Below are 23,863 nucleotides of genomic sequence, written 5' to 3'. Positions count from 1 at the left end.
CTCCCGCACCCGAACCTAGGCTGGCCACGGCAGAGTTCCCCGTTCCCCGAGCGAGAGGGAGTACGTCCCATGGCGAAGCGCGGAAACAAGAAGCGGGCCCGTAAGAAGAAGAAGGCGAACCACGGCAAGCGGCCCAACGCCTGAGGCGTCGGGCCGGGGTCGGGACCGTCAGCAGGTGTGGCGGTCCCTCGCCGGGTCGTACAGGTGGCTGTCGCGGAACTCCGAGGCCGCGAGCGTGCGGCCGACGATGATCACCGCCGTCTTCGTGATGCCCGCCGTCCTCACCTGCTCCGCGATGTCGTCGAGGGTGCCGCGCAGGATCACCTCGTCCGGCCGGCTGGCCATCGCGACGACGGCGACCGGGCAGTCGGCGCCGTAGTGGGGGACCAGCTCGGAGACGATCCGGTCGACGTAGCGGGCGCCCAGGTGGAGCACGAGCAGGGCGCCGCTGCGGCCGAGGGTCGCGAGGTCCTCGCCCTCCGGCATCGGGGTGGCCTGCTGGGCGATGCGGGTGAGGATGACCGTCTGGCCGACGGTCGGGACCGTCAGTTCCCGCTTCAGCGCCGCCGCGGCCGCCGCGAACGCCGGGACGCCCGGCACGACCTCGTACGGGATGCCGGCCGTGTCCAGGCGGCGCATCTGCTCGGCGACCGCGCTGAAGACCGAGGGGTCGCCGGAGTGCAGCCGGGCCACGTCCTGGCCGGCCTCGTGGGCGGCAATGATCTCCGCGACGATCTCGTCCAGGTGCATCTTCGCCGTGTCGACGAGCTTCGCGTCCGGCGGGCACTCCGCGAGGAGCTCCGTGGGGACGAGCGAGCCCGCGTACAGGCAGACCCCGCACGCCGCGAGGGTCCGCGCGCCGCGCAGGGTGATGAGGTCGGCCGCGCCGGGGCCCGCGCCGATGAAGTAGACGGTCATGAGTCGGAAGAACCCTTCGTTACGGACCACTGCGTGACGGGCATGGCCTGGCGCCAGCCGGTGAAGCCGCCCACGGGCACGGCGGTGGAGACGGCGAGCCGGATCAGTTCGCCGCCGTGGGCGCCGTACCACTGAGCCAGCAGCGCCTCGGATTCCAGCGTCACGGTGTTCGCGACGAGCCGGCCGCCGGGCGGCAGGGCGTCCCAGCAGGTGTCGAGCAGGCCGGGGGCGGTGAGGCCGCCGCCGATGAAGATCGCGTCGGGGGTCTCCAGGCCGGCCAGGCCCGCCGGTGCGGCGGCCGTGACGACCTTCAGGCCCGGGACGCCCAGCGTGTCGGCGTTGCGGGCGATGCGGGCGGCCCGCTCCGGGGACCTCTCGACGGCGATCGCCCGACAGGAGCGGTGCGTCCGCATCCATTCGACGCCGATGGAGCCGGAGCCGCCGCCGACGTCCCAGAGGAGTTCGCCGGGGGCGGGGGCGAGGGCGGCGAGGGTGGCGGCACGCACGTACCGCTTGGTGAGCTGGCCGTCGTGCTCGTACGCCTCGTCCGGGAGTCCGGGCACGGCGCCGAGCCGGAGGGTGTCCGGGTCGCGTACGCAGTCGAGGGCGAGGACGTTGAGGGCGTCGGTCCGCTCGTGGGGCCAGTCGGCGGCGGTTCCGTCGAGGAGCCGCTCGGCGGGGCCGCCGAGCTGTTCGAGGACGCGGATCCGGGTGCCGCCCCAGCCGGTCGTCCGCAGCAGCTCCGCGACGCGGGCGGCCGTGTCGGCACCTTCGCTGAGGACGAGGAGGCGGCGGCCGTCGTGGAGGGCGGCGGAGAGCGTGGCGAGGGGGCGGGCGACGAGCGAGACCGTCTCGGTGGCCTCCAGCGGCCAGCCGAGGCGGGCGCAGGCGTACGAGACGGACGACGGGTGCGGGTGCACGTCGAGGGTGACGCGGCCGTCGGCGCCGGCGGTCTCCGCGAGGGTGCGGGCGATGCCGTGGAAGCTGGGGTCTCCGCTGGCGAGGACGGCGATCGCGCGGCCCTCGTGGGCGGCGAGCAGTCCGGGGACGGCGGGGCGGAGGGGGGAGGGCCAGGTGATCCGCTCGCCGGGGCAGTCGGCGGCGGAGAGGAGGCCCAGCTGGCGGGGGGCGCCGATGAGGACCTCGGCGGCGCGCAGGACGCGGCGGGAGCTCTCGGGGAGCCCGTCCCAGCCGTCCGCGCCGATTCCGACGACCGACACCACCGATATCGCAGCGTTCACGTCGGGGACTCTACGTGAGGGGCGCAGGTGGGCGGCACGTGGCGGCCCTCACTTCTGGGCGTTCTGCCCGACGTAGAAGAGCAGCCAGACGAAGCCGGCGAAGGCGTGCGTGGCGAAGACGTACACGAAGACGCGGAGCATCACGCCCCGCTCTTTCCAGCGTTCGTTGTCGTGCGCCTTCTCGGTCATGGGGTCCAGGGTACGGGCGTCGCGGGGTGCTCGGACGCGGCCGGAATAGCGGAGGGGGTCGCACCGTTGAACGCGATGGTTTAAGGTTCAACCAATAGGCCGCGAGGCAGACACCGCGAGAGGTGAGCACGATGCAGTTCGGGATCTTCACCGTCGGCGACGTGACGACCGACCCCACCACCGGCCGTACCCCCAGCGAGCACGAGCGCATCAAGAACACCGTCGCGATCGCGCTCAAGGCCGAGGAGGTCGGGCTCGACGTCTTCGCGACCGGCGAGCACCACAACCCGCCGTTCGTCCCGTCCTCCCCGACGACCCTCCTGGGGCACATAGCCGCCCGCACGGAGAACCTGATCCTCTCCACCTCGACCACCCTCATCACCACCAACGACCCGGTGAAGATCGCCGAGGACTACGCGACCCTCCAGCACCTCGCCGACGGCCGCGTGGACCTGATGATGGGCCGCGGCAACACCGGCCCGGTCTACCCGTGGTTCGGCCAGGACATCCGCCAGGGCATCCCGCTCGCCATCGAGAACTACGCGCTCCTCCACAAGCTGTGGAGGGAGGACGTCGTCGACTGGGAGGGCAAGTTCCGCAGCGCCCTCCAGGGCTTCACCTCCACCCCGCGCCCCCTCGACGGCGTCCCGCCGTTCGTCTGGCACGGCTCCATCCGCTCCCCCGAGATCGCCGAACAGGCCGCCTACTACGGCGACGGCTTCTTCGCGAACCACATCTTCTGGCCCAAGCAGCACACCGAGAAGATGGTCCGCCTCTACCGGCAGCGGTACGCCCACTACGGCCACGGGACGGAGGAGCAGGCGATCGTCGGCCTCGGCGGCCAGGTCTTCCTGCGGAAGAACTCGCAGGACGCGGTACGGGAGTTCCGCCCGTACTTCGACAACGCTCCGGTCTACGGCCACGGTCCGAGCCTGGAGGAGTTCAGCCGCGAGACCCCGCTGACCGTCGGCTCCCCGCAGGAGGTCATCGAACGCACCCTGTCCTTCCGCGAGTACGTCGGCGACTACCAGCGCCAGCTGTTCCTCGTCGACCACGCCGGACTGCCCCTCAAGACGGTCCTGGAGCAGCTCGACATCCTCGGCGAGGAGGTCGTCCCGGTGCTGCGCAAGGAGTTCGCGAACCTGCGGCCCGCCGGCGTACCGGAGACCGCCCCGCTCCACCCCGCCGTCCTCGCGTCCAAGGAGGTCTGACGCCATGCAGACGTTGAAGCTGGTCGCCGTGTCGGCCGGACTCAGCTCCCCGTCCTCCACCCGGCTGCTCGCCGACCGGCTGCTCCAGGCGGCCCGGTACCGGCTGGCCGAGCAGGAGTACGCCGTCGACGTCCAGGTCGTCGAACTGCGCGACCTGGCCGTCGACATCGCGAAGAACTTCGTGACGGGCTTCCCGTCGGCCGCGCTCCAGGAGGCGATCGACACGGTCACGTCCGCGGACGGCGTCATCGCGGTGACCCCGGTCTTCACGGCCTCCTACAGCGGTCTGTTCAAGTCCTTCTTCGACCTGATCGACCCGACCGCGCTGAGCGGCACCCCGGTCCTCATCGGCGCGACCGGCGGCACGGCCCGCCACTCCCTGGTCCTGGACCACGCCCTGCGGCCCCTCTTCGCCTACCTCCGCGCCTCCGTCTCCCCCACCGCCGTCTACGCGGCCTCGGAGGACTGGGGCTCGGGCGGCGACGAGTACACCGAGGGGCTGCCGGCGCGGATCACCCGGGCGGGCAACGAGTTCGCGGACACGGTGGCCGCCCGTCCGGCCCGGCGGACCGACGACGAGGAGATCGTCCCGTTCGAGAAGCAGCTGGCGGATCTGCGCCTGGACTGACCGGTTTTGTTACGTTAGGTCCACTGGCAGCGACGAAACGGAGGTCGGCGATGGCCGGCGGCAGGATCGTGGTGGGCGTGGACGGATCGGAGCCTTCCCTGAAGGCGCTGCAGTGGGCGGCCGCACAGGCCGCCCTCACCGGGGACCCGCTCCAGGCGGTGATCAGCTGGGACTACCCGGCGGTCTGGGCGTCGGTGATGCCGGGCGTCCCGCTCCAGTACGACCCCGAGGAGCTCTCCAAGCAGATCCTCGACCAGGCGGTGGACGCCACCCTCACCCCCGAGGAGGCCGCCACCGTCACCCGTACGGTGGTCGGCGCCAACGCCACCCAGGCCCTCATCGACGCGGCCTCCGGCGCGAGCCTCCTCGTCGTCGGCGACCGCGGCTACAGCGGGTTCAAGGCGGCCGTCCTCGGCTCGGTCTCCTCCCACGTCACCCAGCACGCGCCGTGCCCGGTCGTGGTCGTACGGGGCGAGGTGCGGTCCTGACCATGGACATCAGACTCGAACTCATCGGCGTCCCCGTCACCGACATCGACCGGGCCAAGGCCTTCTACGAACAGGTCGGCTTCCACGCCGACCACGACGTCACGGTCAGCGAGGACATCCGCTTCGTCCAGCTCACCCCGCCCGGCTCCGCCTGCTCGATCGCCCTCGGCAAGGGCATCACCGCGATGGCCCCCGGCTCGCTGGACAACATGCAGGTCGTCGTCACCGACATCGAGGAGGCCCACGCGGACCTGACGGCCCGGGGGATCGCGGTCAGCGACATCTCCGACCAGCCGTGGGGCTCCTTCGTCTACTTCGAGGACCCGGACGGCAACCGGTGGTCCGTGCAGCAGACGACGCCCCGGGGGGCGGCGTAGGCAAAGGTCGGGGCCCCGCTCGGGGCCCCGACCGATACGACGGCGTCAGCGTCAGTACGGGGCCGGGTGGCCCGTTGCGTCCTCGTGCGTGTAGAAGAGGTAGAACGCCGAGCCGCCCGCGATCGCCCCCACGATCAGCCCCAGCAGCACCGACGAGTAGATGCTCGCGCCCGAGAGGCTGAACAGGAAGCCGATCGCGATGCCCGCGTAGGCACCCCAGACGGCGCCCCGCAGTTCACGGGGCAGGACGTGGCCGTAGCGCTGGAGGGCGTACATCCCGACGGCGACGACGACGGCGGAGATGAGGCCCAGCCAGAACTGTCCCCAGCTGAGCGCGCCTCCGTCTCGGACGATGACCGGCGCGTACAGGCCGTACAGGATGCCGGTCGTCGCCGGGAGGGCCCAGCCGTGCATGCTGAATGAGCGCCGGACGGGCACCGCTGCGTGTGCGGCCATGGCAGGAGCTCCTTCGTGTCCGACCCCCCTGGTTCCGGGTTCCCGCACCCTCCAGAGCACACCCGCGCCCCGTACCCCGCAAGTGGATCACGGGCCTGAGGCGGCCACCGCGGCCAGCCGGGCCAGGGCCTCGTCCAGGACCGCGACCGGCGGCGACGCGAGGCCGAGCCGGACGGCGTCGGGCGCGGCGGCCCGGCCGACCGCGAAGGCGCTGCCGGGGGTGACGGCCACGCCCGCGCGTGCGGCGGCCGCGGCCGTGAAGGTCTCCGCGCGCCAGGGCGCGGGCAGCTCCCACCAGCAGTAGTAGGCGTGCGGGGAGGTCCGGAGCGCGTGTCCGGCGAGGCGGCGCCGGAGCAGGGCGTGCCGGGCCTCCGTGTCCGCCCGCTTGAGCGCCACCGCCTCGGCGACCGTCCCGTCCCCGGTCCAGCGCGTGGCGGCGGCGAGCGCGAGCCCGCCGGCCGTCCAGGCGCCGGAGCGGAGGGCGTCGGCGACGGCCGTACGGAGTCGCGACGGCACCACGAGGTAGCCGACGGTCAGTCCGGGGGCGAGCCGCTTGGAGAGGCTGTCGACGAGGAGGACCCGCTCGGGGGCGTGGGCGGCGAGCGGCGCGGGCGCGCAGGGGAGGAGGAAGGACCAGGTGGTGTCCTCGACGGCCGTCAGGTCCAGGCGACGGAGCAGCTCGGCGAGTGCGGCCCGCCGCCCTTCCCCGGTGGTCGTGGAGAGCGGGTTGTGGAGGGTGGGCTGAAGGTAGACCGCGGAGAGCGGAGCGGCACGGTGGGCGGCCTCCAGGGCTTCCGGCCGCACCCCTTCCCCGTCCAGGGCGAGCGGTACCAGCCGGATCCCGAGGCGTTCCGCGACCGCTTTGACCAGGGGGTACGTGAGTGCTTCGACGCCGAGGCGGCCGCCGGGCGGTACGAGGGCGGAGAGCGCGGCGGCGATGGCCTGGCGGCCGTTCCCGGCGAAGAGGACGCCGTCGGGGTCCGGGGCCCAGCCGGGCCGGGCGAGCACGGCCACCGCCGCCTCCCGGGCCTCGGCCGTCCCGCTCGCGGCGGCCGGCCGGGACACGGCCTCGGCGAGCACGTCGGGCCGGGCGAGCGCCGCGAGCGCACGGGCCATCAGCTCCGACTGGCCTTCGGCCGCCGGGTAGTTGAGCTGGAGGTCGACGGGCGCGGCGCCGGTCGCCTCGGCGAGCGCGGGCCCGGGCAGTGGGGGCGCGGCCCGGACGAAGGTGCCGCGCCCGACCTCGCCGACGACCAGGCCGCGGCGGGCCAGCTCCCCGTACACGCGGATCGCCGTCGAGTTCGCGATCCCGTGGCGGCGGGCGAAGACCCGCTGCGGCGGCAGCCGGTCGCCGGGGCGCAGCCGCCCGTCCCGTACGGCCGCCTCGACCCGGTCGGCGATCCTCCGGTACTCCTCCACGAGCCCCACCCCCGCCCCACTCCTTGCACCCTCATTGCACCGAGAGCAAAGATCTTATTGCACCGAGCAGTTGGGGCTGCCTAGCCTGCCGTCATGCCCACCTTCTACGAGGACCGGGGCACCGGCCCCGCTCTCCTCCTCGTCCACGGCCACCCCTTCGACCACACCATGTGGCAGCCGCAGATCGACCGCTTCTCCCGCACCCACCGCGTCATCGCCCCCGACCTGCGGGGTTACGGCGCCACGCCGCTCGGCCCGACGACCGGTGCCACCGCGCTCGGCGACTTCGCCGAGGACCTCGTCGCCCTCCTCGACGAACTCCGCATCGAGGAGTGCGTCCTCGCCGGCCTCTCCATGGGCGGCCAGATCGCCATGGAGCTCGTCCGCCGCCACCCCGAGCGGGTCCGGGGCCTCGTCCTCGCCGACACCTTCCCCGCCGCCGAGACCGAGGACGGCAAGAAGGCCCGCAACGCCATGGCCGACCGGCTCCTGCGGGAGGGCATGCGCGGATACGCCGACGAGGTACTGGACCGGATGGTCGCCCCGTACAACACGCACGCCGCGCCGCACGTCCACCGCATGATGCGCACCACCGACCCGGCCGCCGCGGCCGCCGCCCTGCGCGGCCGGGCCGAGCGCCCCGACTACCGCGAGACGCTCACCACGGTCGCGGTCCCCGCGCTCGTCGTCGTCGGCCGGGACGACACGTACACCCCGGTGGCGGACGCCGAGGAGATGCACGCCCTGCTCCCCCACTCCACGCTCACCGTGATCGAACGGGCCGCCCACCTGCCCAATCTGGAGCGGCCCGAGGAGTTCGACGCGGCCCTCGACGCCTTCCTCCGCTCACTCGTTCGGCCCAGTTGAAAGTTCGGAATCGTACGAACGCTCCCACGATGGGGCCATGAGCCAGAACACCGCACCCCGCCCGTCGGACACCAAGCCGAGCAGCACCTCCGGCGCCTGGGCCGCCGGCGGCACCCTCTTCGCCGGCGTCCTCATGCTGGTCACCGGCTTCATGGACGTCTTCCAGGGCATCGCCGGCATCGCCGAGGACGACATCTACACCCGCGTCGGCGACTACGTCTTCAAGTTCAACCTCACCACCTGGGGCTGGATCCACCTGATCCTCGGCGTCATCGTCGCCATCGCCGGCTTCGGCATCCTCAAGGGCGCCGAGTGGGGCCGGGTCGCCGGTATCTGCCTGGCCTCCCTCAACGTCCTCTTCCAGTTCCTCTTCCTGCCCTACCAGCCCTGGTGGGCGCTCTTCTCCATGGCCATCTCGATCTTCGTGATCTGGGCGCTGGCCACGGACGACGCCTACGGCCCCGGCGAGAGGTACTGACCGCCCATGCGACGCACCGCGGGAACCGTGCTCGCCCTGGTCACCACCACCCTCCTCACCCTCACCGGCTGCGACGCCGCCTCGGACAAGGCCAGCGAGATCGTCTCCTCCGCCACCGCGGCCGTCGCCTCGGCCGCCCAGGAGAAGATGAACGAGGTCAAGGACGGGGTGGACGCCGGCGGCGACGTCAAGGCCGGGCCGACGAGCACCGACGGGGACCGCACGGTCGCGGAGATCACCGCGACCAACCCCAAGGACAAGACGGCCGACTACACGATCATGGTCAACTTCCGTGACGAGGGCGGCAATCTGCTCGACGCCGTCGTCCTGAACATCGACGGCGTCGAAGCCGGCAAGTCCAAGACCGGCACGGCGCGCAGCAACCGGACCCTCACCGGCGAGACGAAGGCGGAGATCGCGCAGGCGCTGCGACACTGAGGCGCGTGGACGAACCGCAGCCCCTCCGGCCCAGGCGCCGCCTCGCCGCCTGGGCCGCGGGGCTGCTCCTGGCCGTGCCCGCGCTGGTCACGGGCTGCCGGGTGCTCGACACGGACGCCGTCACCCCCGTCCCGCAGCTGCTGTCCTTCCTCCCCTGGCTCACGGTCCCCGCCGGCCTCGGCCTCCTGCTCGCCGCGTTCGCCCGCCGCCGCACCCTGTCCCTCCTGGCCGTGGTCGTCCTCGCCACCACCGCCTGGAGCGCCCTGCCCCACCTGCCGCAGGCCGTCACCGCCTACGGCCGGCCCCTCGCGAAGGTCCGCGTCCTCGCCGCCAACGTCGAGTTCGGCCAGGCGACCGAGGCGCTCATCGGCACGATCCGACGCGAACGCCCCCGGCTGGTGTTCGTCTCCGAATGCGACCGCGCGTGCGGGCGGGCCCTGGCCGCCGCCTTCCCCACCGAACTCCCCCACCGGACCGCCGTCGAAGCCGCAGGATCCGCCGGATCCGTGCTGCTCAGCGCCTATCCGCTGCGCGACGAGGGGGTGATCCCCGCGGCCATGGGCATGCCGGGCGCCACCGCCGACATCGCCGGACTGCCCGTACGCCTCCAACTCGCCCACCCCCTGCCGCCGCTGCCCGGCCAGGTACGCCGGTGGAAACGGGAACTGGGCCGGATCGAGGACGCGGCCGCGGGACGACCGTACGACCGGCCGTTCCTGGCCGCCGGAGACTTCAACGCCTCCCAGGACCACGCCGCCTTCCGCGCGATCCTCGACCACGGCCACCTCCAGGACGCCGCCCGGCAGGCGCACACGAGCCGCACCCCCACGTGGCCCACGGAAGGCCCCGTCCCGCCGTACGTCCAGATCGACCACGTCCTGGTCAGCGACGACTTCAGCGTCTCCGGCATCCGCTTCCCCACCCTCGCCGGCTCCGACCACCGGGCGGTCCTCGCCGATCTCGACCTGCGCGGCGGGCGCTGATCCGCCACGCTGGAAGGCATGGAAAACGAGGAGATCCTGGACGACATCGGCGCCCTCGTCGAGGAGGAACGCGCCCTTCGGGAGCGCGCGGGCACCGGCGGCCTCGCCCCCGAGGAACGCGCCCGCCTCGCCGACCTCGAGGTACGGCTCGACCAGTGCTGGGACCTGCTGCGGCAGCGGCGCGCGAAGGTTGAATTCGGCGAGGACCCGGACGAGGCAACCCTCCGCCCGGCCACGGAGGTCGAGTCCTACCGCAACTAGCGCGCGGGCCGCGCGCGGGCAATCGCCCCGCAGCCCCAGCCCACCCGCCGTGTGGGCAATCGTCCCGCTGGGGCGGGACGCAGGTCCACAACGGGGGCGGGTGGGCGCCGCCCCAGCGGAACGATTGGCCACAACGGGGCGGCGGCGCGCCGCCCACGTCGTACGTTGGTCGCATGGCTCGTCCCGCAGGCCCCGTCCGGATCACCCCACCCCCCTGGCTGACCGCAGGTCTGAGGCCGGCGCCCACCCCCATCCCCTGGGCCGCCGTCGCCCGCGCCTCGATCGCCCTCTCCGCGCCGCTCGCCGTCGGCCTGGCGACGGACCAGGCCGCGTACGGCGCGCTCGTCTCCATGGGCGCCCTCTCCGGTGTCATCGGCGACACCGCGGACGCCTACCGCATGCGGGTCTTCAACATCGCCGTGCCGCAGCTGTTCGGCGCCCTCGGGGTGACCCTCGGGACCCTCGTCTTCGGGGAGGGATGGGTCGCCGTCGCCGTCCTCACCCTCGTCGCCCTGCTCTCCGGGATGATCTCCTCGATCGGCGCCGTCGCCTCCGTCTCCGGCCTCCTCCTGCTCCTCAACGCCGTCGTCGGCGCCGGACTCCCCATGCCCGACCCCTGGTGGAAGGCGCCGCTCCTCCTCGCCCTCGGCGGGGTCGAGGTCCTCGCCCTCACCCTCCTCGGCTGGCCCATGCGCCGCGCCGCGCCCGAGCGGGAGGCCGTCGCCGACACCGCCGCCTATGTGGCGCGGGCCTTCGGCGGCGACACGGACCAGGGCGGCCGGCTGCGGGCCCGGCGGAAGCTCTACCGCGATCTGTCCACCGTCCGCTCCGAGTTCCAGCGGGCCCTGACCGAGCCGCCTCCCACCGGCACCCGCGCCGCCGCCTGGTGGCCGCTCGTCGTGGCCGTGGAGCGGATCGTGGACGCGACGACCGCCGCCCGGATCCGGGTCAACCACGGCGCCCCCGCACCCGACCCGGCGGAGGTCGCCGACGTGGAGCGGGAGTTGCGGGAGCTCGCGGACGGACTGCGCGGCACCGACACCCTCGTGGAGGTCCGCACGGAGCTCCCCGGCGACGAGAACGGAGTCCTCGCACCCCTCCGCCAGGAGGTCAGCGCGGCACGCGCCATCGCCGGTCCCGACCTGCGATAAACCTTCCTCCGGGGGCGTACGGGAGAACTTACCGGCGGTCACGGAACGGAACCCTCCCCACCGCCGTTACCGGAAGCCACTCGGGCGACTACGATGCGCTCGATTCACCGTGATCCGCGCCCGCCGCCGTCGGCAACCGGCCCGGCGGACCGGCCACTTCGCTCTGCCACCGTCCGACCCCCGTGCCACCACCGCCCTGCCTCAGCCCCTGCGCCCCCGAGGACCCGCCATGCGCACCACCACGAACAGAGGGCTCCAGCCCAACGTCCTCGGCACCTTCGACACGATCGTGATGGCGGTCGCCGGCAGCGCCCCCGCCTATTCGCTGGCCGCGACCGCCGCCGTCCTCTTCGGCGCGGTCGGCCTCGCCGGACCCGCCGCCCTGCTGTACTGCGCGATACCGATGCTCGGCATCGTCCTCGCGTACGCCCGCCTCGGCCGCATCGATGTCAACGCCGGCGCCGGCTACTCCTGGGTGGGCCGCACCCTCCACCCCTTCCTCGGCTTCCTCTCCGGCTGGGCGCTCGTCTTCGCCGCCACCGTGTTCATGGTGGCGGGTTCGCTGCCCGCCGGCTCCCTCACGCTCTCGCTGATCGACCCGGACCTCGCCGAGAACACGCCGCTCGCTGCGGCCGTCGGCGCCGGCTGGTTCCTGATGATGCTGCTCGTCGTCCTGGGCGGCGCCCGGCTCACCGTACGGGCGCAACTCGTGATGTCCGGCGTCGAGATGCTGATCCTGGTCGTCTTCGTCCTGGCCGCCGTCGCGCACCGGGGCCGGGCCACCGCCTTCGACTGGTCCTGGTTCGCCCTCGACCACTTCAACGGGGCCGACACCTTCGCCGCCGGGGCGCTGATCGCCGCGTTCTACTACTGGGGCTGGGACGTCACCAGTAACCTCAGCGAGGAGACCCGGAACAGCCGCCGCACCGCCGGACTCGCCGCGCTCGTCGGCGTCGGCTTCGTCTTCCTCCTCTTCGAGGCCTTCACCGTCGCCGTCAACGTCCTGCTGAGCGCCGAGGAGATCCGCGCCGCGGGACCCAACGTGCTCGCCGTCCTCGGCCAGGAGATCTGGCCCGGTGTCGGCGGCAAACTGCTCGTCGTCGCCGTCCTCCTGTCGACCGTCGCCACCCTGGAGACCACCCTCCTCCAGGTCACCCGCTCGCTCTTCGCGATGGGCCGCGACCGGACCCTGCCGGCCTCCCTCGGCCTCGTGCACCGCCGCTGGAACACCCCCTGGGTCGCGATCGCCACCGTCGGCGGCGCCGCCCTCCTGATGTTCTGCGCGGCCGCGGCCGCCGGCTCCGTCCAGCGCATCCTCAGCGACGCCGTCTCCGCGATCGGCCTCCAGATCGCCTTCTACTACGGCCTCGCGGGCATCGCCGCCGTCGTCGCGTACAAGGCGGTCCTGTTCCGCTCCGTACGGAACCTGCTCCTCGGCGGCCTGTGGCCGCTGCTCGGCTCGGCGTTCATGCTGTGGTCCTTCGTCGAGTCGCTCGGCGAACTCTCCACGACCGCCCTCGTCATCGGTCTCGGCGGCCTGCTCCTCGGCGTGGTCCCGCTGCTCGTGTACTGGCGCAAGGGCAGCGACTACTACCGCCCGGCCCGCCTGGACGCCGTCCGCGCCCTCGAGGCGGCGGAGGGCTCCGCCCCGGCCACGCGCCCGCGTACCGGACCCCGCGACAAGAGCTACGCGACGGACTTCTGACCGCACCTGTACGTACGCAGCGACTTCTTCCTACGGCAGCCGAACCCGAAGGAGGCCCCCGATGGCCGTACGACGCCGCAACGCGCGCGGGGGGCGCCCGGAGCGCTTCACGCCCGACTTCGACCCGGACTTCGGGGACCGGGCGCTGACCGAGGCGCGCCACGACATCGTCATCGGCCGCTGGCAGGGCGTACGGGACCTGCTCGCCGCGACCGGTACGGACTGGGCGCGCCGCACCCACCGGCTGCGGCTCCTGTCGCACGCCGCGGCCGGCAGCTCCACCGTCGAGACCTGGCGGGCCGCCGAACCGGGCAACCCCGACGCGGCCGTGCTGCGGGCGGCGACCGAGGTGGTACGGGTCTTCGACGCGGCCATCGCGGCCGGCCGGGGCGCCACCATGGAACGGGCCCGGATCGACGCCGCCGTCGACGCCTGCCGGGGCGCGGCCGAGGCGGCACCGGCCGACCCGATGCCGTGGGTGTCCCTGCTGTCGGTGGCACGCCTCTACGAGGGCGGGGTGCCGCGCCGCGAACTGCGGCACTGGTTCGACGAGTTGCGGCGCCGGGACCCGTACAACACCGAGGGTCACATCCAGGTGCTGCGCTACTGGTCGGCGCGGTGGCACGGCACGCACGGCAGCATGTACGACTTCGCCCGTGACGCGGCGGGCGTGGCACCGCCCGGCTCCCCGCTGCCGGTGCTGGTCCAGGTGGCCCGGGTCGAGGAGTACCGGTACATCGCGGACGGCGCGCTCGGCCGGGGCCCGGTCCGCGGCTTCGACCAGCACTGGAAGCACGAGCTGGCGGTGACGGAGCTGCGCCGCACGCACGCGCGCTGGATCGGCGGCCGGGACCCGGAGCAACCGGTGGCACCGGAAGAGGTGGCCGACCTCAACTTCCTCGCACACGCGGCCTGTTACGCGGGGCAGGTGGAGATCGCACGAGAGCTCCTCGGGATGCTCGGGACGCGCGCGGCATGGGTGCCGTGGGCGTACACCGGGGATCCCGAGGAGCAGTTCGTCCGCTTCAGGGACGGCCTCGACGTGAGCTGATCAGCTCAGGTCTCAGACGCCGATGTCCCGCCCGTCCGCACGCCACACGGAGACGACGGCCGGGCGGACGATCTTGCCGGGCCCGTCGGGCCAGACGGAGGCGGGCTTCTCGACGGAGGCGCCGTCGATCTCGCCCGGGTGCTGCACGGAGACCAGGACGCGGCGGTCCTGGACGAGCGGGCCGCAGGTCTCGGCGCCGGTCGGCACGGTCAGGAACTGCTTGAGCTCACCGCGCCGCTCGCCGCGCGTGGCGACGCCGAACAGGCCGTCGTGCGAGCCGAGCTGGTTGCCGTCGGTGGAGATCCACAGGTTGCCGTGCGGGTCGAAGGCGACGTTGTCGGGGCAGGAGATCGGGGAGACCTTCTCCTTGGGGAAGCCGGCGAAGTAGGTGGCCGGGTCGGTGGGGTCACCGGCGACGAGGAACAGCCGCCACGCGAAACCGTCGGAGGACGGGTCGTCCCAGTGCTCGGAGAGCTCCAGGATGTGGCCGTGCTTGTTGACGTTGCGCGGGTTGGCCTCGTCGGCGGGGGCGTTGCCCGTGGTGCCGCGCTTGGAGTTGTTGGTGAGCGCGACGTAGACGCGGCCGCTGCGCGGCGAGGGCTCGACGTCCTCGGGCCGGTCCATCTTGGTGGCGCCGACCTTGTCACCGGCGAGGCGGGAGAAGACGTACACCTCTTCGGCGGTCATGCCGGGCACGTGCGAGACGGCACCGTCGGGACCGGCCGTGGCGAGCGGGATCCAGACGCCGGAGCCGTCGAACTCGCCGTCGTTCGGGAGCTTGCCGGTGCCGTCGATCTCCGCGGCGGGCGAGTCGCCGGTGAACTTGGCGACGTAGAGGGTGCCCTCGTCGAGGAGGGTGAGGTTGTGCTCGTGGGCGGCGCGGGAGCTGCCCTTCTTCATCCGCTTCGAGGAGACGAACTTGTAGAGGTAGTCGAACCGCTCGTCGTCGCCCATGTAGACGACCGGACGGCCGTCCTCGGTGAGCCGGGGCTGCGCGGCCTCGTGCTTGAAGCGGCCGAGGGCGGTGCGCTTGCGGGGCGTGGACTCGGGGTCGTACGGGTCGAGCTCGACGACCCAGCCGAAGCGGTGCGCCTCGTTCGGCTCCTGCTTGAGGTCGAAGCGCTTGTCGAACCGCTCCCACTTGCGCTCGGAGGCGCCGGTGCCGATGCCGTACCGCTTGTCGGTGGCGGAGGAGCCGTTGGCGAAGTACTGGTTGAAGTTCTCCTCGCCGTGGAGCGTGGTGCCCCAGGGGGTGGTGCCGCCGGAGCAGTTGTTGAGCGTGCCGAGGACGGTACGGCCCTCCGGGTCGGCGGAGGTCCTGACGAGGGCGCCGCCGGCGACGGGCCCGGTGAGCTCGAACTCGCTGGTGGCGGTCAGACGCCGGTTGAGCCGGTGCCGGGTGACGGCCGTCAGCTTGCCGGTGCGGTACTCCTCCTGGACCACGACGACACCGAGACCGTGCGCGGCCCAGGCGATCTCGACCTGCTCGCGGGTCGGGTTCTCGGGGTCGTACCCCCGGAACATCAGCACCTCGTCGGTGTACTCGTGGTTGGCGACGAGGACCTGGCGGTGCGGCTCGTGGCGCAGCGGCAGGAGGGAGAGGAAGTCGTTGTTGTAACCGAACTGGCCGGCCTGGGCGGCGGCGGTCTGGTTCTCGGAGTCGAAGGCGGGCGCGCCGCGGAGGATGGGCTCGCCCCAGCGGATGACCACGTTCTGCTCGTACCCGGCGGGGACGGTGACCCGGTCGTCGGTGTTGGGCGCGACGGGCGCGAAGCGCAGGCCGCGGGCGCCGTCGGTGGGCTGCGGCTTCTGCGGGCTCTGCGGGCTCGCCTCGGCCGCGGGGGCGTTCCCGAGGGTGACGGCCCCGCCGACGGCGGAGGCGACGGTCACGACGGCGGCGGCGCGGAGGGCGGAACGGCGGGAGAGGGCGCCGGCTATGACGTCGCCGACGTACTCGTTGTCGCTGGTGTTGGGCACCTCGTGGAAGCAGGCGTCACCACAGCGGAACCGGCAGGTGAGAGCGGAACGGCCGCCTCCGTGGGGGTTCGTGCTCAGCAGCGGCAGCAGTTTGCGCACTTCGTCCTCCTCCGGCGCACCACTGCGCCGACATGGTGTCGGATTCCTTCGGCGGCGACGCTATGTGCGTAGATCTGCACAGGGACGGCAGCAGAGTGAACGCCGAATGAATGCACGGCATCCGAGGGCGACCGGGTCACCGGAGGGGGAGGGGGTGGCCGCTAACCTTACGTGTCCGCCCTGGCCAGGGATGAACGTCCCGAAACGCCCAGTACGGACATTCACACTGCACCCCCACTCATGCGAAAGGGTTCGCCCATGGGTATTCGGAGCATGCTGCGCAAGGTGTTCGGCCGGGACCGCGAGGAATCCCCGGCAACCTCCGTCCCGCCCCAGACGCGTGAGACCCCGGAGGCAAGGACCGCTCCGGACACCGCCCCGGAGTCCCCGACCACGGAGGACGCCCCGGCCACCCCGGCGACCCCGGAAGCGGCGGCGCGCCGCGCGGCGGACGACCTGGTGGCGGCGGCGTTCGACAACCCGCAGATCCCGAAGGCGAGGACGGCGGACAATGACGCTCCCGCGGGGGAGCCGGGTGAGGGTGCGGGTACGGCTCCCGAGCCGGAGGACGCGGGTGCGGTGACGGAGGCGGACGCGGCTTCCGCCACCGAGCCGACCGCCGAGGAGCCGACCGCCGCGGCGGAGGCCGAGGCGGAGGTTGCCGTCGCGGCGGAGGCGGAGGCCGAGGTCGCCGTCGCCGCGGAGCCGGAGGCGGAGGCCGAGGTCGCCGTCGCCGCCGCCGCGGAGGCTGACGCCGATGAGGAGCCGCAGGCCGAGGGCGCCGTCGCGGCTGAGCCGGAGGCGGCCGTCGCGGTGGACGCGGACGCGCCCGAAGCCGCTCCGCAGGAGGAGGAGGCGGCGGAGCCCGCCGCCGAAACGACCGAGCCGGAGGCGGAGGCTGCGGAGGAGCCGGAGGCAGTCGTCGCGGCGGAGCCGGAGGCGGCCGCTGCGGAGGAGCCGGAGGCCGAGGTTGCCGTCGCGGCGGAGCCGGAGACGGTTGCCGCCGTGGACGCGGACGCGTCCGATGCCACTCCGCAGGAGCAGGAAGAGACGGCGGAGCCCACCGCCGAAACAGCCGAGGCGGAGACTGCGGAGGAGCCGGAGGCCGAGGTCGCCGTCGCGGCGGAGCTGGAGGCGGTTGCCACCGAAGCGGCCGAGCCCGAGGCCGCCACGCCGGCGGAGCCGGAGACGGCCGTCGCAGTGGACGCGGACGCGTCCGAAGCCGCTCCGAAGGAGCAGGAGGCGGCGGAGCCGGAGGCTGACGCCGCCGACGAGCCGCAGGCCGAGGTCGCCGTCGCGGCGGAGCCGGAGACGGTTGCCGCCGAAGCGGCCGAGCCCGAGGCCGCCACGCCGGCGGAGCCGGAGGCGGCTGCCGCCGCAGATGCCGACGCGCCCGCAGCTGCTGCGGAGCAGCAGGAAGAGGCGCCCGCCGCCGCAGCGATCGACGAGACGGCCGAGCCCGAGGCGGACGCCGCCGACGAGCCGGAGGCCGAGGTCGCCGCCCCGGCGGAGCCGGTCGCCGTCGCCGTCGCCGTCGCGGACGCGGAGCCCGAGGCCGACGTCCCCGCCGAGCCGGAGGCTCAGGCCGACGAGGCTCAGGCCGACGAGGTCCCGGCCGACGAGGCCGTCCCCGCTCTCCCCCTCGCCGCCGTCAAGGCCGCCGCCCCGCATCTCGCCGACGCGTACAAGGCCGCCGGGGCTCAGCTCAAGAAGCAGGGGCTCACGGGGGCGCGGGCCGCCGTGTACCTCGTCGTCGACCGGTCCGGGTCGATGCGCGGGTACTTCAAGGACGGTTCCGTGCAGCGCCTCGCCGAGCAGGTCACCGCGCTCGCCGCGCACCTCGACGAGGCCGCCACCGTCACGACCGTGTTCTTCTCGACGGACATCGACGGCACGGTCGACCTGACCCCCGCCGACCTCACCCCCACCCGCATCGACGAGGTCAACGGCACCCTCGGCCGCCTGGGCCGTACCAACTACCACCGGGCCGTCGAAGAGGTCCTCGCGCACCACGAGAAGAACGACCCGGCCCGCCCGGCGCTCGTCGTGTTCCAGACGGACGGCGCCCCGGAGTCGAAGACGGCCGCCACGCAGGCGCTCGCCGAGGCCGCCGACCGCCCGCTGCACTGGCGGTTCGTGGCCTGGGGCGAGGAGGACAACAAGGCCTTCGACTACCTCCGGAAGCTCGACGGCACCCCCCGTACCGCCACGTACTTCGCGGGCGTGACCCCCGTCGAGACGGCGCACGCGGCGTTCTACCGGGGTCTGCTCTCCGGCCTGGAGTTCTAGGAACAGGAAGAGGAGGTGGTGACGGTGACCGGCAGGGTCACCGTCACCACCAGCCCACCCCCCTCCCCCTCGCCCCGCGCCACGGCCCGCACCGCACCCCCGTGCGCGACGGCGACCGACCGCACGATGGACAGCCCGAGCCCCGCGCCGGGCCCCATCCGGTCCCGCCCTTCCCCCCGCCGGAAGGGCTCGAAGAGCGCGTCGACATCGCCCTCCGGAACGACCGGCCCCGTGTTGACGACGGTCAGGACCCCGGGCTCCTCGACCCGTACCGCCACCTCGCCACCGCCACCCGGCAGGTTGTACGCCTCCGCGTTCGCGACGAGGTTCCGTACGAGCTGCGCGAGCAGCACCCGGCTCCCCCGGACGACACCACCGTCACCCACCACGCACGCGTGCGCGTACTCCTCCGAGACGACCTCGCCGAAACGCACGTCCTCCCGTTCGGCGAGCCCCCGCTCGCTGCGCGCGAGGAGCAGCAGCCCGTCGATGAGGCGCTCGCTGCGCCGGTTGGCGTCGAGGAGGACCTGCCGTACCTCGCAGTCGTCGTCGAGCCCGATCTGGATCGCGGCGCGCTGGGTGGCGAGCGGGGTCCGCAGCTCGTGGGAGGCGTTGGCGATGAACCGGCGCTGGCTGTCGAAGGCGGTCTCCAGGCGTCCGAGGAGCGCGTCGATCGTGTCGCCGAGCTCCTTGAGCTCGTCGTCGGGCCCGCGCACGTCGAGCCTCTGGTCGAGGCCGGAGAGCCGCCGGGCCCGCGCGGTCATCTCGTGGACGGGCCGCAGGACCCGCCCGGCGGTCCACCACCCCACCACGACCGCACCACAGGCGATGACGAGCAGGGCCAGGCTGGACCACATGAGCATCTGCTCGCCGGCGGCCCGGCTGACGTCGTCGCCGATCCGGTACGCCTCGACGACGGCGACGTCGTCCGCCCGCGCGACGATGGCCTCTGCGTCGGCGTCCGTACCGGCTCTGACCAGCAGGTTCACCACGAGCAGCAGGACGGCGCCGAGGACCAGGAAGACACCTCCGTAGACGAGCGCGATGCGGGTACGGATGGTGGACCCGGCGCCGAGGAAGGACTCGCTCACACCACGTACCCCACGCCCTGCACGGTCCGGACGAGGCCGGGCTCCCCGAGCTTCCCCCGCAGCTTGCTCATGCAGACCCGTACGGCCCCGGTGAAGGGGTCGGCGTGGGCGTCCCAGGCGCGTTCGAGGAGCTCCTCGGCGGAGACGACGGCGCCGTCGGCCTCCAGGAGGATCTGGAGGACGGAGAACTCCTTGGGGGAGAGGTCGAGGTCCCGTCCGTCACGGGCGGCGGTCCGCCGGACGGTGTCCATGACGAGCCCGTGGCGTTCGAGGAGGGGCGGCAGGGCGGGCCGGGCGGAGCGCCGCCGGAGGGCGCGGACGCGGGAGACCAGCTCGGGGAAGTCGAAGGGCTTGCCGAGGTAGTCGTCGGCGCCGAGGTCGAGGCCTTCGACGCGGTCCTCGACGGCGGCGGAGGCGGTGAGCATGAGGATCCGGGTGGGGGAACCGGCGGCGAGGAGCCGCCGGGCCACGTCGTCCCCGTGGACGCGGGGCAGATCGCGATCGAGGACGAGCACGTCGTAGGGACTGGCCGCGACCGGATCGGACGGAACGGGACCGGGCACGACCGGACCGGACGGAACGGGACCGGGCACGACCGGACCGGGCGCTACAGGGCCGGCCGCGACCGAATCGCCCAGGGCACCGCCATCGCCCACAGCGCCGCCATCGCCCACGACGCCACCGCCGCCGTACACGTACAGCCCCAGCCGCTCCAGGGCGTCGTCGCCCGCGTGGACGGTGTCGACGGCGAAGCCCGCCCGCCGCAGGCCGGTGGCGAGGAGCGCGGCGAGGTCTCGCTCGTCCTCGGCTACGAGTACACGCATGGGGCCCATCCTCCCGAGGAGGGACACGAGGACGGCCCCCACCCCCACCCCCGCTTTATGGATGTGAGTGGATCTTCGTCAGACCGTTAGGATTTCGACCATGGCGGCCACTGGATCCGAGAAGCAGGGGGCGAAGGCGTTCTACGTCACGACCCCCATTTACTACGTCAACGACGCTCCTCACCTGGGCCACGCCTACACGACCGTCGCAGGCGACGTGCTCACGCGCTGGCACCGTCAGCGCGGCGAGAAGGTGTGGTACCTCACCGGCACGGACGAGCACGGTCAGAAGATCATGCGCACGGCCGAGGCGAACAACGTCACGCCCCAGGCCTGGTGCGACAAGCTCGTCGAGGAGGCGTGGAAGCCCCTCTGGGAGCACCTGAACATCGCGAACGACGACTTCATCCGCACCACGCAGAAGCGTCACACCGACCGCGTGCAGGAGTTCGTGCAGGACCTGTACGACAAGGACGAGATCTACAAGGGCGGGTACGAAGGCCCGTACTGCGTGGGCTGTGAGGAGTTCAAGCTCCCCGGCGACCTCATCGAGGCGGAGGACGGCACCAAGCTGTGCCCCGTCCACAAGAAGCCGGTGGAGATCCTCAAGGAGGAGAACTACTTCTTCAAGCTGAGCGAGTACGGCCCGAAGCTCCTGGAGTTCTACGAGGCGAACCCGGGCTTCATCCAGCCGGAGTCGGCCCGCAACGAGGTCGTGAACTTCGTCAAGCAGGGACTTGAGGACCTCTCGATCTCCCGTTCGACCTTCGACTGGGGCATCCCGGTCCCGTGGGACGAGAAGCACGTCATCTACGTGTGGATCGACGCGCTCCTGAACTACGCGACGGCCGTCGGCTACAACGAGAACCCCGCGAAGTTCGAAGAGACCTTCCCGGCGAACGTGCACCTCATCGGCAAGGACATCCTGCGGTTCCACGCGGTGATCTGGCCGGCGATGCTGATGGCGCAGGGCCTGCCGGTCCCGGGCCGGGTCGCGGCCAACGGCTGGCTGATGGTCGGCGGCGAGAAGATGTCGAAGTCGAACCTGACGGGCATCAAGCCGCAGGACCTGACCTCGCACTTCGGCGTGGACGCGTACCGCTGGTACTTCCTGCGGGCGATCGCGTTCGGCCAGGACGGTTCGTTCTCGTGGGAGGACTTCACCGCCCGCTACACGTCCGAGCTGGCGAACGACTACGGCAACCTGGCGTCCCGCGTCGCGGCGATGGTCGGCAAGTACTTCGGCGGCGAGCTGCCGGCGTCGACGGCCGACGGCGACGCGGAGAAGGCGATCCACGAGGGCCTTGCGAAGGCCGTCGCGACGGCCGACGCGAAGATCGGCGAGGAGCTGGACTTCCAGGGCGGCATCCTGGCGATCTTCGACTTCGTGAAGCAGGTCAACGGCTACATCACGGAGCAGGAGCCGTGGAAGGTGGCCAAGGACGAGTCGGAGGAGGGCCGGGCCCGCCTGGCGACGATCCTCTACACGGCGGCGGAGTCGCTCCGCGCGGTGGCCGTCCTGCTCAACCCGATCATGCCGGAGACCTCGCAGGCCCTCTGGGAGTCCCTGGGCGCCGAGCCGTCCCTGGGCGCCCTGGCGGCGCAGCCGGTCCAGTCCTCCGCCATGTGGGGACAGCTCCCGGCGGGCGCGACGGTGACGAAGGGCGCGGTGCTGTTCCCGCGCCTGGAGGACCCGAAGAAGGACTGACGCGTCCCCGTACGAAGAAGGCCGCCGTCCCGGTGTCGATCCGGGAGGGCGGCCTTTTCCGTACGGGTCACCAGGTCAGGGCGAGGGCGGCGACGGCGGGCGCCATGTAGACGACCGGGAAGGGAGCGTGAGCGTACGCGCGGGCCCGCACCACGGTGATCACCGCACCGAGGAAGTACAGGATGAGTCCGATCGCGGCGAGCGTCCCGATGACCGGGATGTAGAACCCGACGATGAGTCCGACGGCCCCGGCGGCCTTGGCGGCACCGAGCCAGTTCCACCAGGCCTGCGGAACCCCGTACTCGGCGAGGGGCTCGACGGTGAACTTGGCCTTGAAGAAGATCGACGCCCCGGAGAACCCGGCCATGAACGCGGCGACGGCGGTGACGACGATGGCGGTGGTGGACATCTCGGCGAACATCTCGGCTCCTTAGGCCTTCCCGTGTCCGCCTCGTTCGAGCCGGACACTGCACTGACGGAGACGAGGAGAAGTGTGTGACAGCCGCCGAGAATTTTCTTTCCCCAGCTCTCTTCAGCAGGCTCCAGATCCACGAGGTGGTGGCACCGGACGACGCCGCCGACGGAGGAATCTGCGTCGTCCGCTGTCTCAGGGGCATCGCCCGGGTCGGGCAGGTCTTCATCCTGGAGGGGGACCAGGACACGGCGGCTCCCGAGGTCGCGCTCACGCTGGACGTCATCGAGAAGGACAGGCGGTCCCTGGAGTTCATCGACCCCCCGCACAGTGCCGCGGTCCTCCTGTCCGGCGGACCGCTCGACCGGCTTCGGGAAGGGGACGTCCTTGTGTCCCACCCCATGCCCGACTGGTACCGGAAGCTCGAAGCGAGCGGACTGCAGGTCCTGGACTTCGACAGGTCACCCGGTCTGCCCGATCCCCTCCGGGCGTTCCACGCCTTCGTGGGGTACGAGGTGAGGCCGACCGTTTCGGTCGTCCATGCGCGCCCCGATGCCGCGGCAGAACTGGACCTCCAGTGGGACACCCTGGCGAAGTCCGCTCAACTCATGAACAACGACGGGGAGTTCTGCATGCTTGCCCCGAGCCCGGGGAGGGACGAGATGCTCTGGATCCGCGTGAAGGACCCCGTCGGGGTCGACCTGCCCTCCCGCGTCCTGGCAGGCGCCGGCCTCGGGGAATTCCTGGCCGTTTCCGTGGACGGGCGGATCATGTGCGCCGTGTCCGACGAGGAGTACGACCAGTGGATCATCGTGCACCGCTTCGACGAAGAAGACCGAGGAGCCTGAGTGTCGACGACGGACGGAGGGTTCGCGGCGGACTGGTCGCGGGGGATGTCCGTGGTCCCGGTGCCGGCGAGTGGGCGCCTGGACGCCACTGCCGCGCGCAGGATCGCGGCAGGCTGCCGTGCGTCGGGCGAAGACCGGGTCCTGTACCTCGTCTCCCGTGACACTCCGGCCGTCGCCCTACGGCCCACGGAGGCCGACCTCGTCGGCATGGCTCCACCGGCGCTCCTGCTCACCCCCGACGGGGACGGGGCCCTGCTGTTTCCCGAGCCGGGGTACGCGCTCGTCGCCGGGACCGGGGCGTTCCTGGCCGCCGCCGTGGGCGAGGGAGCCGACGCGGCGCGGGCACGGTTCGGGCGCTATGCCCGGGCGGTGAAGGGGCGGTGGCCGCGCGTCGAGGAGATCGCCCGCGCCTACCCGCCCGTCCACAGGGTGTGGTTCCGCGCGGCCGATGTCGTACCGGGGACCGCGACGGCACGACTCCTGTCGCTGCTGGACGGCTTCACCCGGGGAACGTGTACGGCGGCCGATTTCGCCGACGGGTGGCGGGAGACGCGGAGGGCGGCGCGGGCGAACGGCGAGCGGACAGGCGGAGCCCTGGCCGAGCTCTTCGACCGCGTGTTCCTGACGCTGGAGGACTACACGCCCGACCCTCAGCTGAGGGAGCCCGGCGACCTCACGGACACCGAACTGCGGGAGGCGATCCGTACCCTCCGGCCTCACCCGCCCGCGTAGCGCACAGCCGGCTCACAGGCCG

At 72.6% G+C, this 23,863-nt stretch carries 26 protein-coding genes; 17 read left to right on the top strand and 9 right to left on the bottom strand.

The genetic code is table 11. The features are described 5' to 3' along the window. Positions 1-69 precede the first annotated feature (69 nt). Complete coding sequence (locus AC07AW_RS24440) at positions 70-144, top strand: 50S ribosomal protein bL37 (RefSeq protein ID WP_099895366.1); 75 nt, start codon at positions 70-72, stop codon at positions 142-144. Between the two features lie 24 nt (positions 145-168). Here the strand turns inward: AC07AW_RS24440 and cobM are convergent, their stop codons facing one another. From cobM to AC07AW_RS24425, 3 genes are read right to left on the bottom strand one after another with little or no spacing between them, the layout of a single operon-like run. Next, positions 169-918, bottom strand: coding sequence for a precorrin-4 C(11)-methyltransferase (gene cobM / locus AC07AW_RS24435; RefSeq protein ID WP_478817571.1), 750 nt, complete (start codon positions 916-918; stop codon positions 169-171). Continuing rightward, a complete protein-coding gene (cbiE, locus tag AC07AW_RS24430; protein WP_478817570.1) occupies positions 915-2,159 on the bottom strand; it encodes a precorrin-6y C5,15-methyltransferase (decarboxylating) subunit CbiE in 1,245 nt (414 codons plus the stop codon). The genes cobM and cbiE overlap by 4 nt, the downstream gene beginning before the upstream one ends. A gap of 48 nt (positions 2,160-2,207) precedes the next feature. Next, a complete protein-coding gene (locus AC07AW_RS24425) occupies positions 2,208-2,348 on the bottom strand; it encodes a DUF6126 family protein (RefSeq protein WP_392158894.1) in 141 nt (46 codons plus the stop codon). Between the two features lie 131 nt (positions 2,349-2,479). Between AC07AW_RS24425 and AC07AW_RS24420 the strand changes: the two genes are divergently transcribed. From AC07AW_RS24420 to AC07AW_RS24405, 4 genes are read left to right on the top strand one after another with little or no spacing between them, the layout of a single operon-like run. Further along, positions 2,480-3,559 (top strand): LLM class flavin-dependent oxidoreductase, encoded by a 1,080-nt coding sequence (locus tag AC07AW_RS24420; RefSeq protein ID WP_478817569.1) that lies wholly within the window; start codon positions 2,480-2,482, stop codon positions 3,557-3,559. 4 nt (positions 3,560-3,563) lie between these two features. Continuing rightward, positions 3,564-4,187 (top strand): FMN reductase, encoded by a 624-nt coding sequence (locus AC07AW_RS24415; protein WP_478817568.1) that lies wholly within the window; start codon positions 3,564-3,566, stop codon positions 4,185-4,187. Between the two features lie 50 nt (positions 4,188-4,237). Continuing rightward, the gene (locus AC07AW_RS24410; protein WP_478817567.1) at positions 4,238-4,675 is read left to right on the top strand and encodes a universal stress protein; all 438 of its coding nucleotides are present in this window, start codon (positions 4,238-4,240) and stop codon (positions 4,673-4,675) included. A gap of 2 nt (positions 4,676-4,677) precedes the next feature. Beyond that, complete coding sequence (locus tag AC07AW_RS24405; protein WP_478817566.1) at positions 4,678-5,052, top strand: VOC family protein; 375 nt, start codon at positions 4,678-4,680, stop codon at positions 5,050-5,052. A 51-nt stretch (positions 5,053-5,103) separates the two neighbouring features. On the opposite strand, the gene AC07AW_RS24400 is transcribed toward AC07AW_RS24405, so the two are convergent. Next, positions 5,104-5,508 carry a hypothetical protein gene (locus AC07AW_RS24400; protein ID WP_478817565.1) on the bottom strand — a complete coding sequence of 135 codons (405 nt, stop codon included), beginning with the start codon at positions 5,506-5,508 and terminating at the stop codon, positions 5,104-5,106. An 87-nt stretch (positions 5,509-5,595) separates the two neighbouring features. Next, the gene (locus AC07AW_RS24395; RefSeq protein WP_478817854.1) at positions 5,596-6,927 is read right to left on the bottom strand and encodes an aminotransferase-like domain-containing protein; all 1,332 of its coding nucleotides are present in this window, start codon (positions 6,925-6,927) and stop codon (positions 5,596-5,598) included. A gap of 93 nt (positions 6,928-7,020) precedes the next feature. Between AC07AW_RS24395 and AC07AW_RS24390 the strand changes: the two genes are divergently transcribed. From AC07AW_RS24390 to AC07AW_RS24355, 8 genes are all read left to right on the top strand, one after another. Next, the gene (locus AC07AW_RS24390) at positions 7,021-7,794 is read left to right on the top strand and encodes an alpha/beta fold hydrolase (protein ID WP_478817564.1); all 774 of its coding nucleotides are present in this window, start codon (positions 7,021-7,023) and stop codon (positions 7,792-7,794) included. 37 nt (positions 7,795-7,831) lie between these two features. Further along, complete coding sequence (locus tag AC07AW_RS24385) at positions 7,832-8,272, top strand: DUF7144 family membrane protein (protein ID WP_478817563.1); 441 nt, start codon at positions 7,832-7,834, stop codon at positions 8,270-8,272. 6 nt (positions 8,273-8,278) lie between these two features. Beyond that, a complete protein-coding gene (locus AC07AW_RS24380; protein WP_478817562.1) occupies positions 8,279-8,710 on the top strand; it encodes a hypothetical protein in 432 nt (143 codons plus the stop codon). After that, a complete protein-coding gene (locus AC07AW_RS24375; RefSeq protein WP_478817853.1) occupies positions 8,707-9,693 on the top strand; it encodes an endonuclease/exonuclease/phosphatase family protein in 987 nt (328 codons plus the stop codon). The genes AC07AW_RS24380 and AC07AW_RS24375 overlap by 4 nt, the downstream gene beginning before the upstream one ends. A gap of 18 nt (positions 9,694-9,711) precedes the next feature. Continuing rightward, positions 9,712-9,954 (top strand): DUF2630 family protein, encoded by a 243-nt coding sequence (locus AC07AW_RS24370; protein WP_478817561.1) that lies wholly within the window; start codon positions 9,712-9,714, stop codon positions 9,952-9,954. Between the two features lie 173 nt (positions 9,955-10,127). Next, positions 10,128-11,105 carry a hypothetical protein gene (locus AC07AW_RS24365; protein ID WP_478817560.1) on the top strand — a complete coding sequence of 326 codons (978 nt, stop codon included), beginning with the start codon at positions 10,128-10,130 and terminating at the stop codon, positions 11,103-11,105. 229 nt (positions 11,106-11,334) lie between these two features. Beyond that, positions 11,335-12,810 (top strand): APC family permease, encoded by a 1,476-nt coding sequence (locus tag AC07AW_RS24360; protein ID WP_478817559.1) that lies wholly within the window; start codon positions 11,335-11,337, stop codon positions 12,808-12,810. Positions 12,811-12,871: 61 nt separating this feature from the next. Continuing rightward, a complete protein-coding gene (locus tag AC07AW_RS24355; RefSeq protein ID WP_478817558.1) occupies positions 12,872-13,861 on the top strand; it encodes a hypothetical protein in 990 nt (329 codons plus the stop codon). A gap of 12 nt (positions 13,862-13,873) precedes the next feature. On the opposite strand, the gene AC07AW_RS24350 is transcribed toward AC07AW_RS24355, so the two are convergent. After that, positions 13,874-15,937, bottom strand: a complete 2,064-nt coding sequence (locus tag AC07AW_RS24350) for a PhoX family protein (protein WP_478817557.1) — start codon at positions 15,935-15,937, stop codon at positions 13,874-13,876. Between the two features lie 258 nt (positions 15,938-16,195). Here AC07AW_RS24350 and AC07AW_RS24345 point away from each other — a divergent pair, with 258 nt between their 5' ends. After that, the gene (locus tag AC07AW_RS24345; RefSeq protein ID WP_478817556.1) at positions 16,196-18,226 is read left to right on the top strand and encodes a VWA domain-containing protein; all 2,031 of its coding nucleotides are present in this window, start codon (positions 16,196-16,198) and stop codon (positions 18,224-18,226) included. On the opposite strand, the gene AC07AW_RS24340 is transcribed toward AC07AW_RS24345, so the two are convergent. Both AC07AW_RS24340 and AC07AW_RS24335 read right to left on the bottom strand, forming a co-directional pair. Beyond that, positions 18,223-19,317, bottom strand: coding sequence for an ATP-binding protein (locus AC07AW_RS24340; protein WP_478817555.1), 1,095 nt, complete (start codon positions 19,315-19,317; stop codon positions 18,223-18,225). The two genes, AC07AW_RS24345 and AC07AW_RS24340, sit on opposite strands and share 4 nt — an antisense overlap. Continuing rightward, positions 19,314-20,141 carry a response regulator transcription factor gene (locus tag AC07AW_RS24335; RefSeq protein WP_478817554.1) on the bottom strand — a complete coding sequence of 276 codons (828 nt, stop codon included), beginning with the start codon at positions 20,139-20,141 and terminating at the stop codon, positions 19,314-19,316. The genes AC07AW_RS24340 and AC07AW_RS24335 overlap by 4 nt, the downstream gene beginning before the upstream one ends. A gap of 100 nt (positions 20,142-20,241) precedes the next feature. On the opposite strand from AC07AW_RS24335, the gene metG reads away from it, so the two are divergent. Beyond that, on the top strand, positions 20,242-21,849 hold the full coding sequence (metG, locus tag AC07AW_RS24330) for a methionine--tRNA ligase (protein WP_478817553.1): 1,608 nt from the start codon (positions 20,242-20,244) through the stop codon (positions 21,847-21,849). Positions 21,850-21,916: 67 nt separating this feature from the next. On the opposite strand, the gene AC07AW_RS24325 is transcribed toward metG, so the two are convergent. Next, positions 21,917-22,270, bottom strand: a complete 354-nt coding sequence (locus AC07AW_RS24325) for a DoxX family protein (RefSeq protein ID WP_478817552.1) — start codon at positions 22,268-22,270, stop codon at positions 21,917-21,919. A gap of 74 nt (positions 22,271-22,344) precedes the next feature. On the opposite strand from AC07AW_RS24325, the gene AC07AW_RS24320 reads away from it, so the two are divergent. Next, a complete protein-coding gene (locus AC07AW_RS24320) occupies positions 22,345-23,109 on the top strand; it encodes a hypothetical protein (RefSeq protein ID WP_478817551.1) in 765 nt (254 codons plus the stop codon). Continuing rightward, on the top strand, positions 23,110-23,841 hold the full coding sequence (locus tag AC07AW_RS24315; RefSeq protein ID WP_478817550.1) for a hypothetical protein: 732 nt from the start codon (positions 23,110-23,112) through the stop codon (positions 23,839-23,841). Positions 23,842-23,863 lie beyond the last annotated feature (22 nt).

The sequence above is a fragment of the Streptomyces sp. NPDC044003 genome (genome assembly GCF_056435185.1).
This window is presented reverse-complemented; position numbering and strand designations above follow the sequence as displayed.

Coding starts and splice junctions, on each gene's coding strand:
- AC07AW_RS24410 (WP_478817567.1), top strand. CDS start 4,238: ATGGCCGGCGGCAGGATCGTGGTGGGCGTGGACGGATCGGAGCCTTCC.
- AC07AW_RS24405 (WP_478817566.1), top strand. CDS start 4,678: ATGGACATCAGACTCGAACTCATCGGCGTCCCCGTCACCGACATCGAC.
- AC07AW_RS24355 (WP_478817558.1), top strand. CDS start 12,872: ATGGCCGTACGACGCCGCAACGCGCGCGGGGGGCGCCCGGAGCGCTTC.
- AC07AW_RS24420 (WP_478817569.1), top strand. CDS start 2,480: ATGCAGTTCGGGATCTTCACCGTCGGCGACGTGACGACCGACCCCACC.
- AC07AW_RS24400 (WP_478817565.1), bottom strand. CDS start 5,508: ATGGCCGCACACGCAGCGGTGCCCGTCCGGCGCTCATTCAGCATGCAC.
- AC07AW_RS24425 (WP_392158894.1), bottom strand. CDS start 2,348: ATGACCGAGAAGGCGCACGACAACGAACGCTGGAAAGAGCGGGGCGTG.
- AC07AW_RS24335 (WP_478817554.1), bottom strand. CDS start 20,141: ATGCGTGTACTCGTAGCCGAGGACGAGCGAGACCTCGCCGCGCTCCTC.
- AC07AW_RS24345 (WP_478817556.1), top strand. CDS start 16,196: ATGGGTATTCGGAGCATGCTGCGCAAGGTGTTCGGCCGGGACCGCGAG.
- cobM (WP_478817571.1), bottom strand. CDS start 918: ATGACCGTCTACTTCATCGGCGCGGGCCCCGGCGCGGCCGACCTCATC.
- AC07AW_RS24370 (WP_478817561.1), top strand. CDS start 9,712: ATGGAAAACGAGGAGATCCTGGACGACATCGGCGCCCTCGTCGAGGAG.
- AC07AW_RS24390 (WP_478817564.1), top strand. CDS start 7,021: ATGCCCACCTTCTACGAGGACCGGGGCACCGGCCCCGCTCTCCTCCTC.
- AC07AW_RS24385 (WP_478817563.1), top strand. CDS start 7,832: ATGAGCCAGAACACCGCACCCCGCCCGTCGGACACCAAGCCGAGCAGC.
- AC07AW_RS24365 (WP_478817560.1), top strand. CDS start 10,128: ATGGCTCGTCCCGCAGGCCCCGTCCGGATCACCCCACCCCCCTGGCTG.
- AC07AW_RS24380 (WP_478817562.1), top strand. CDS start 8,279: ATGCGACGCACCGCGGGAACCGTGCTCGCCCTGGTCACCACCACCCTC.
- AC07AW_RS24415 (WP_478817568.1), top strand. CDS start 3,564: ATGCAGACGTTGAAGCTGGTCGCCGTGTCGGCCGGACTCAGCTCCCCG.
- AC07AW_RS24360 (WP_478817559.1), top strand. CDS start 11,335: ATGCGCACCACCACGAACAGAGGGCTCCAGCCCAACGTCCTCGGCACC.
- AC07AW_RS24325 (WP_478817552.1), bottom strand. CDS start 22,270: ATGTTCGCCGAGATGTCCACCACCGCCATCGTCGTCACCGCCGTCGCC.
- metG (WP_478817553.1), top strand. CDS start 20,242: ATGGCGGCCACTGGATCCGAGAAGCAGGGGGCGAAGGCGTTCTACGTC.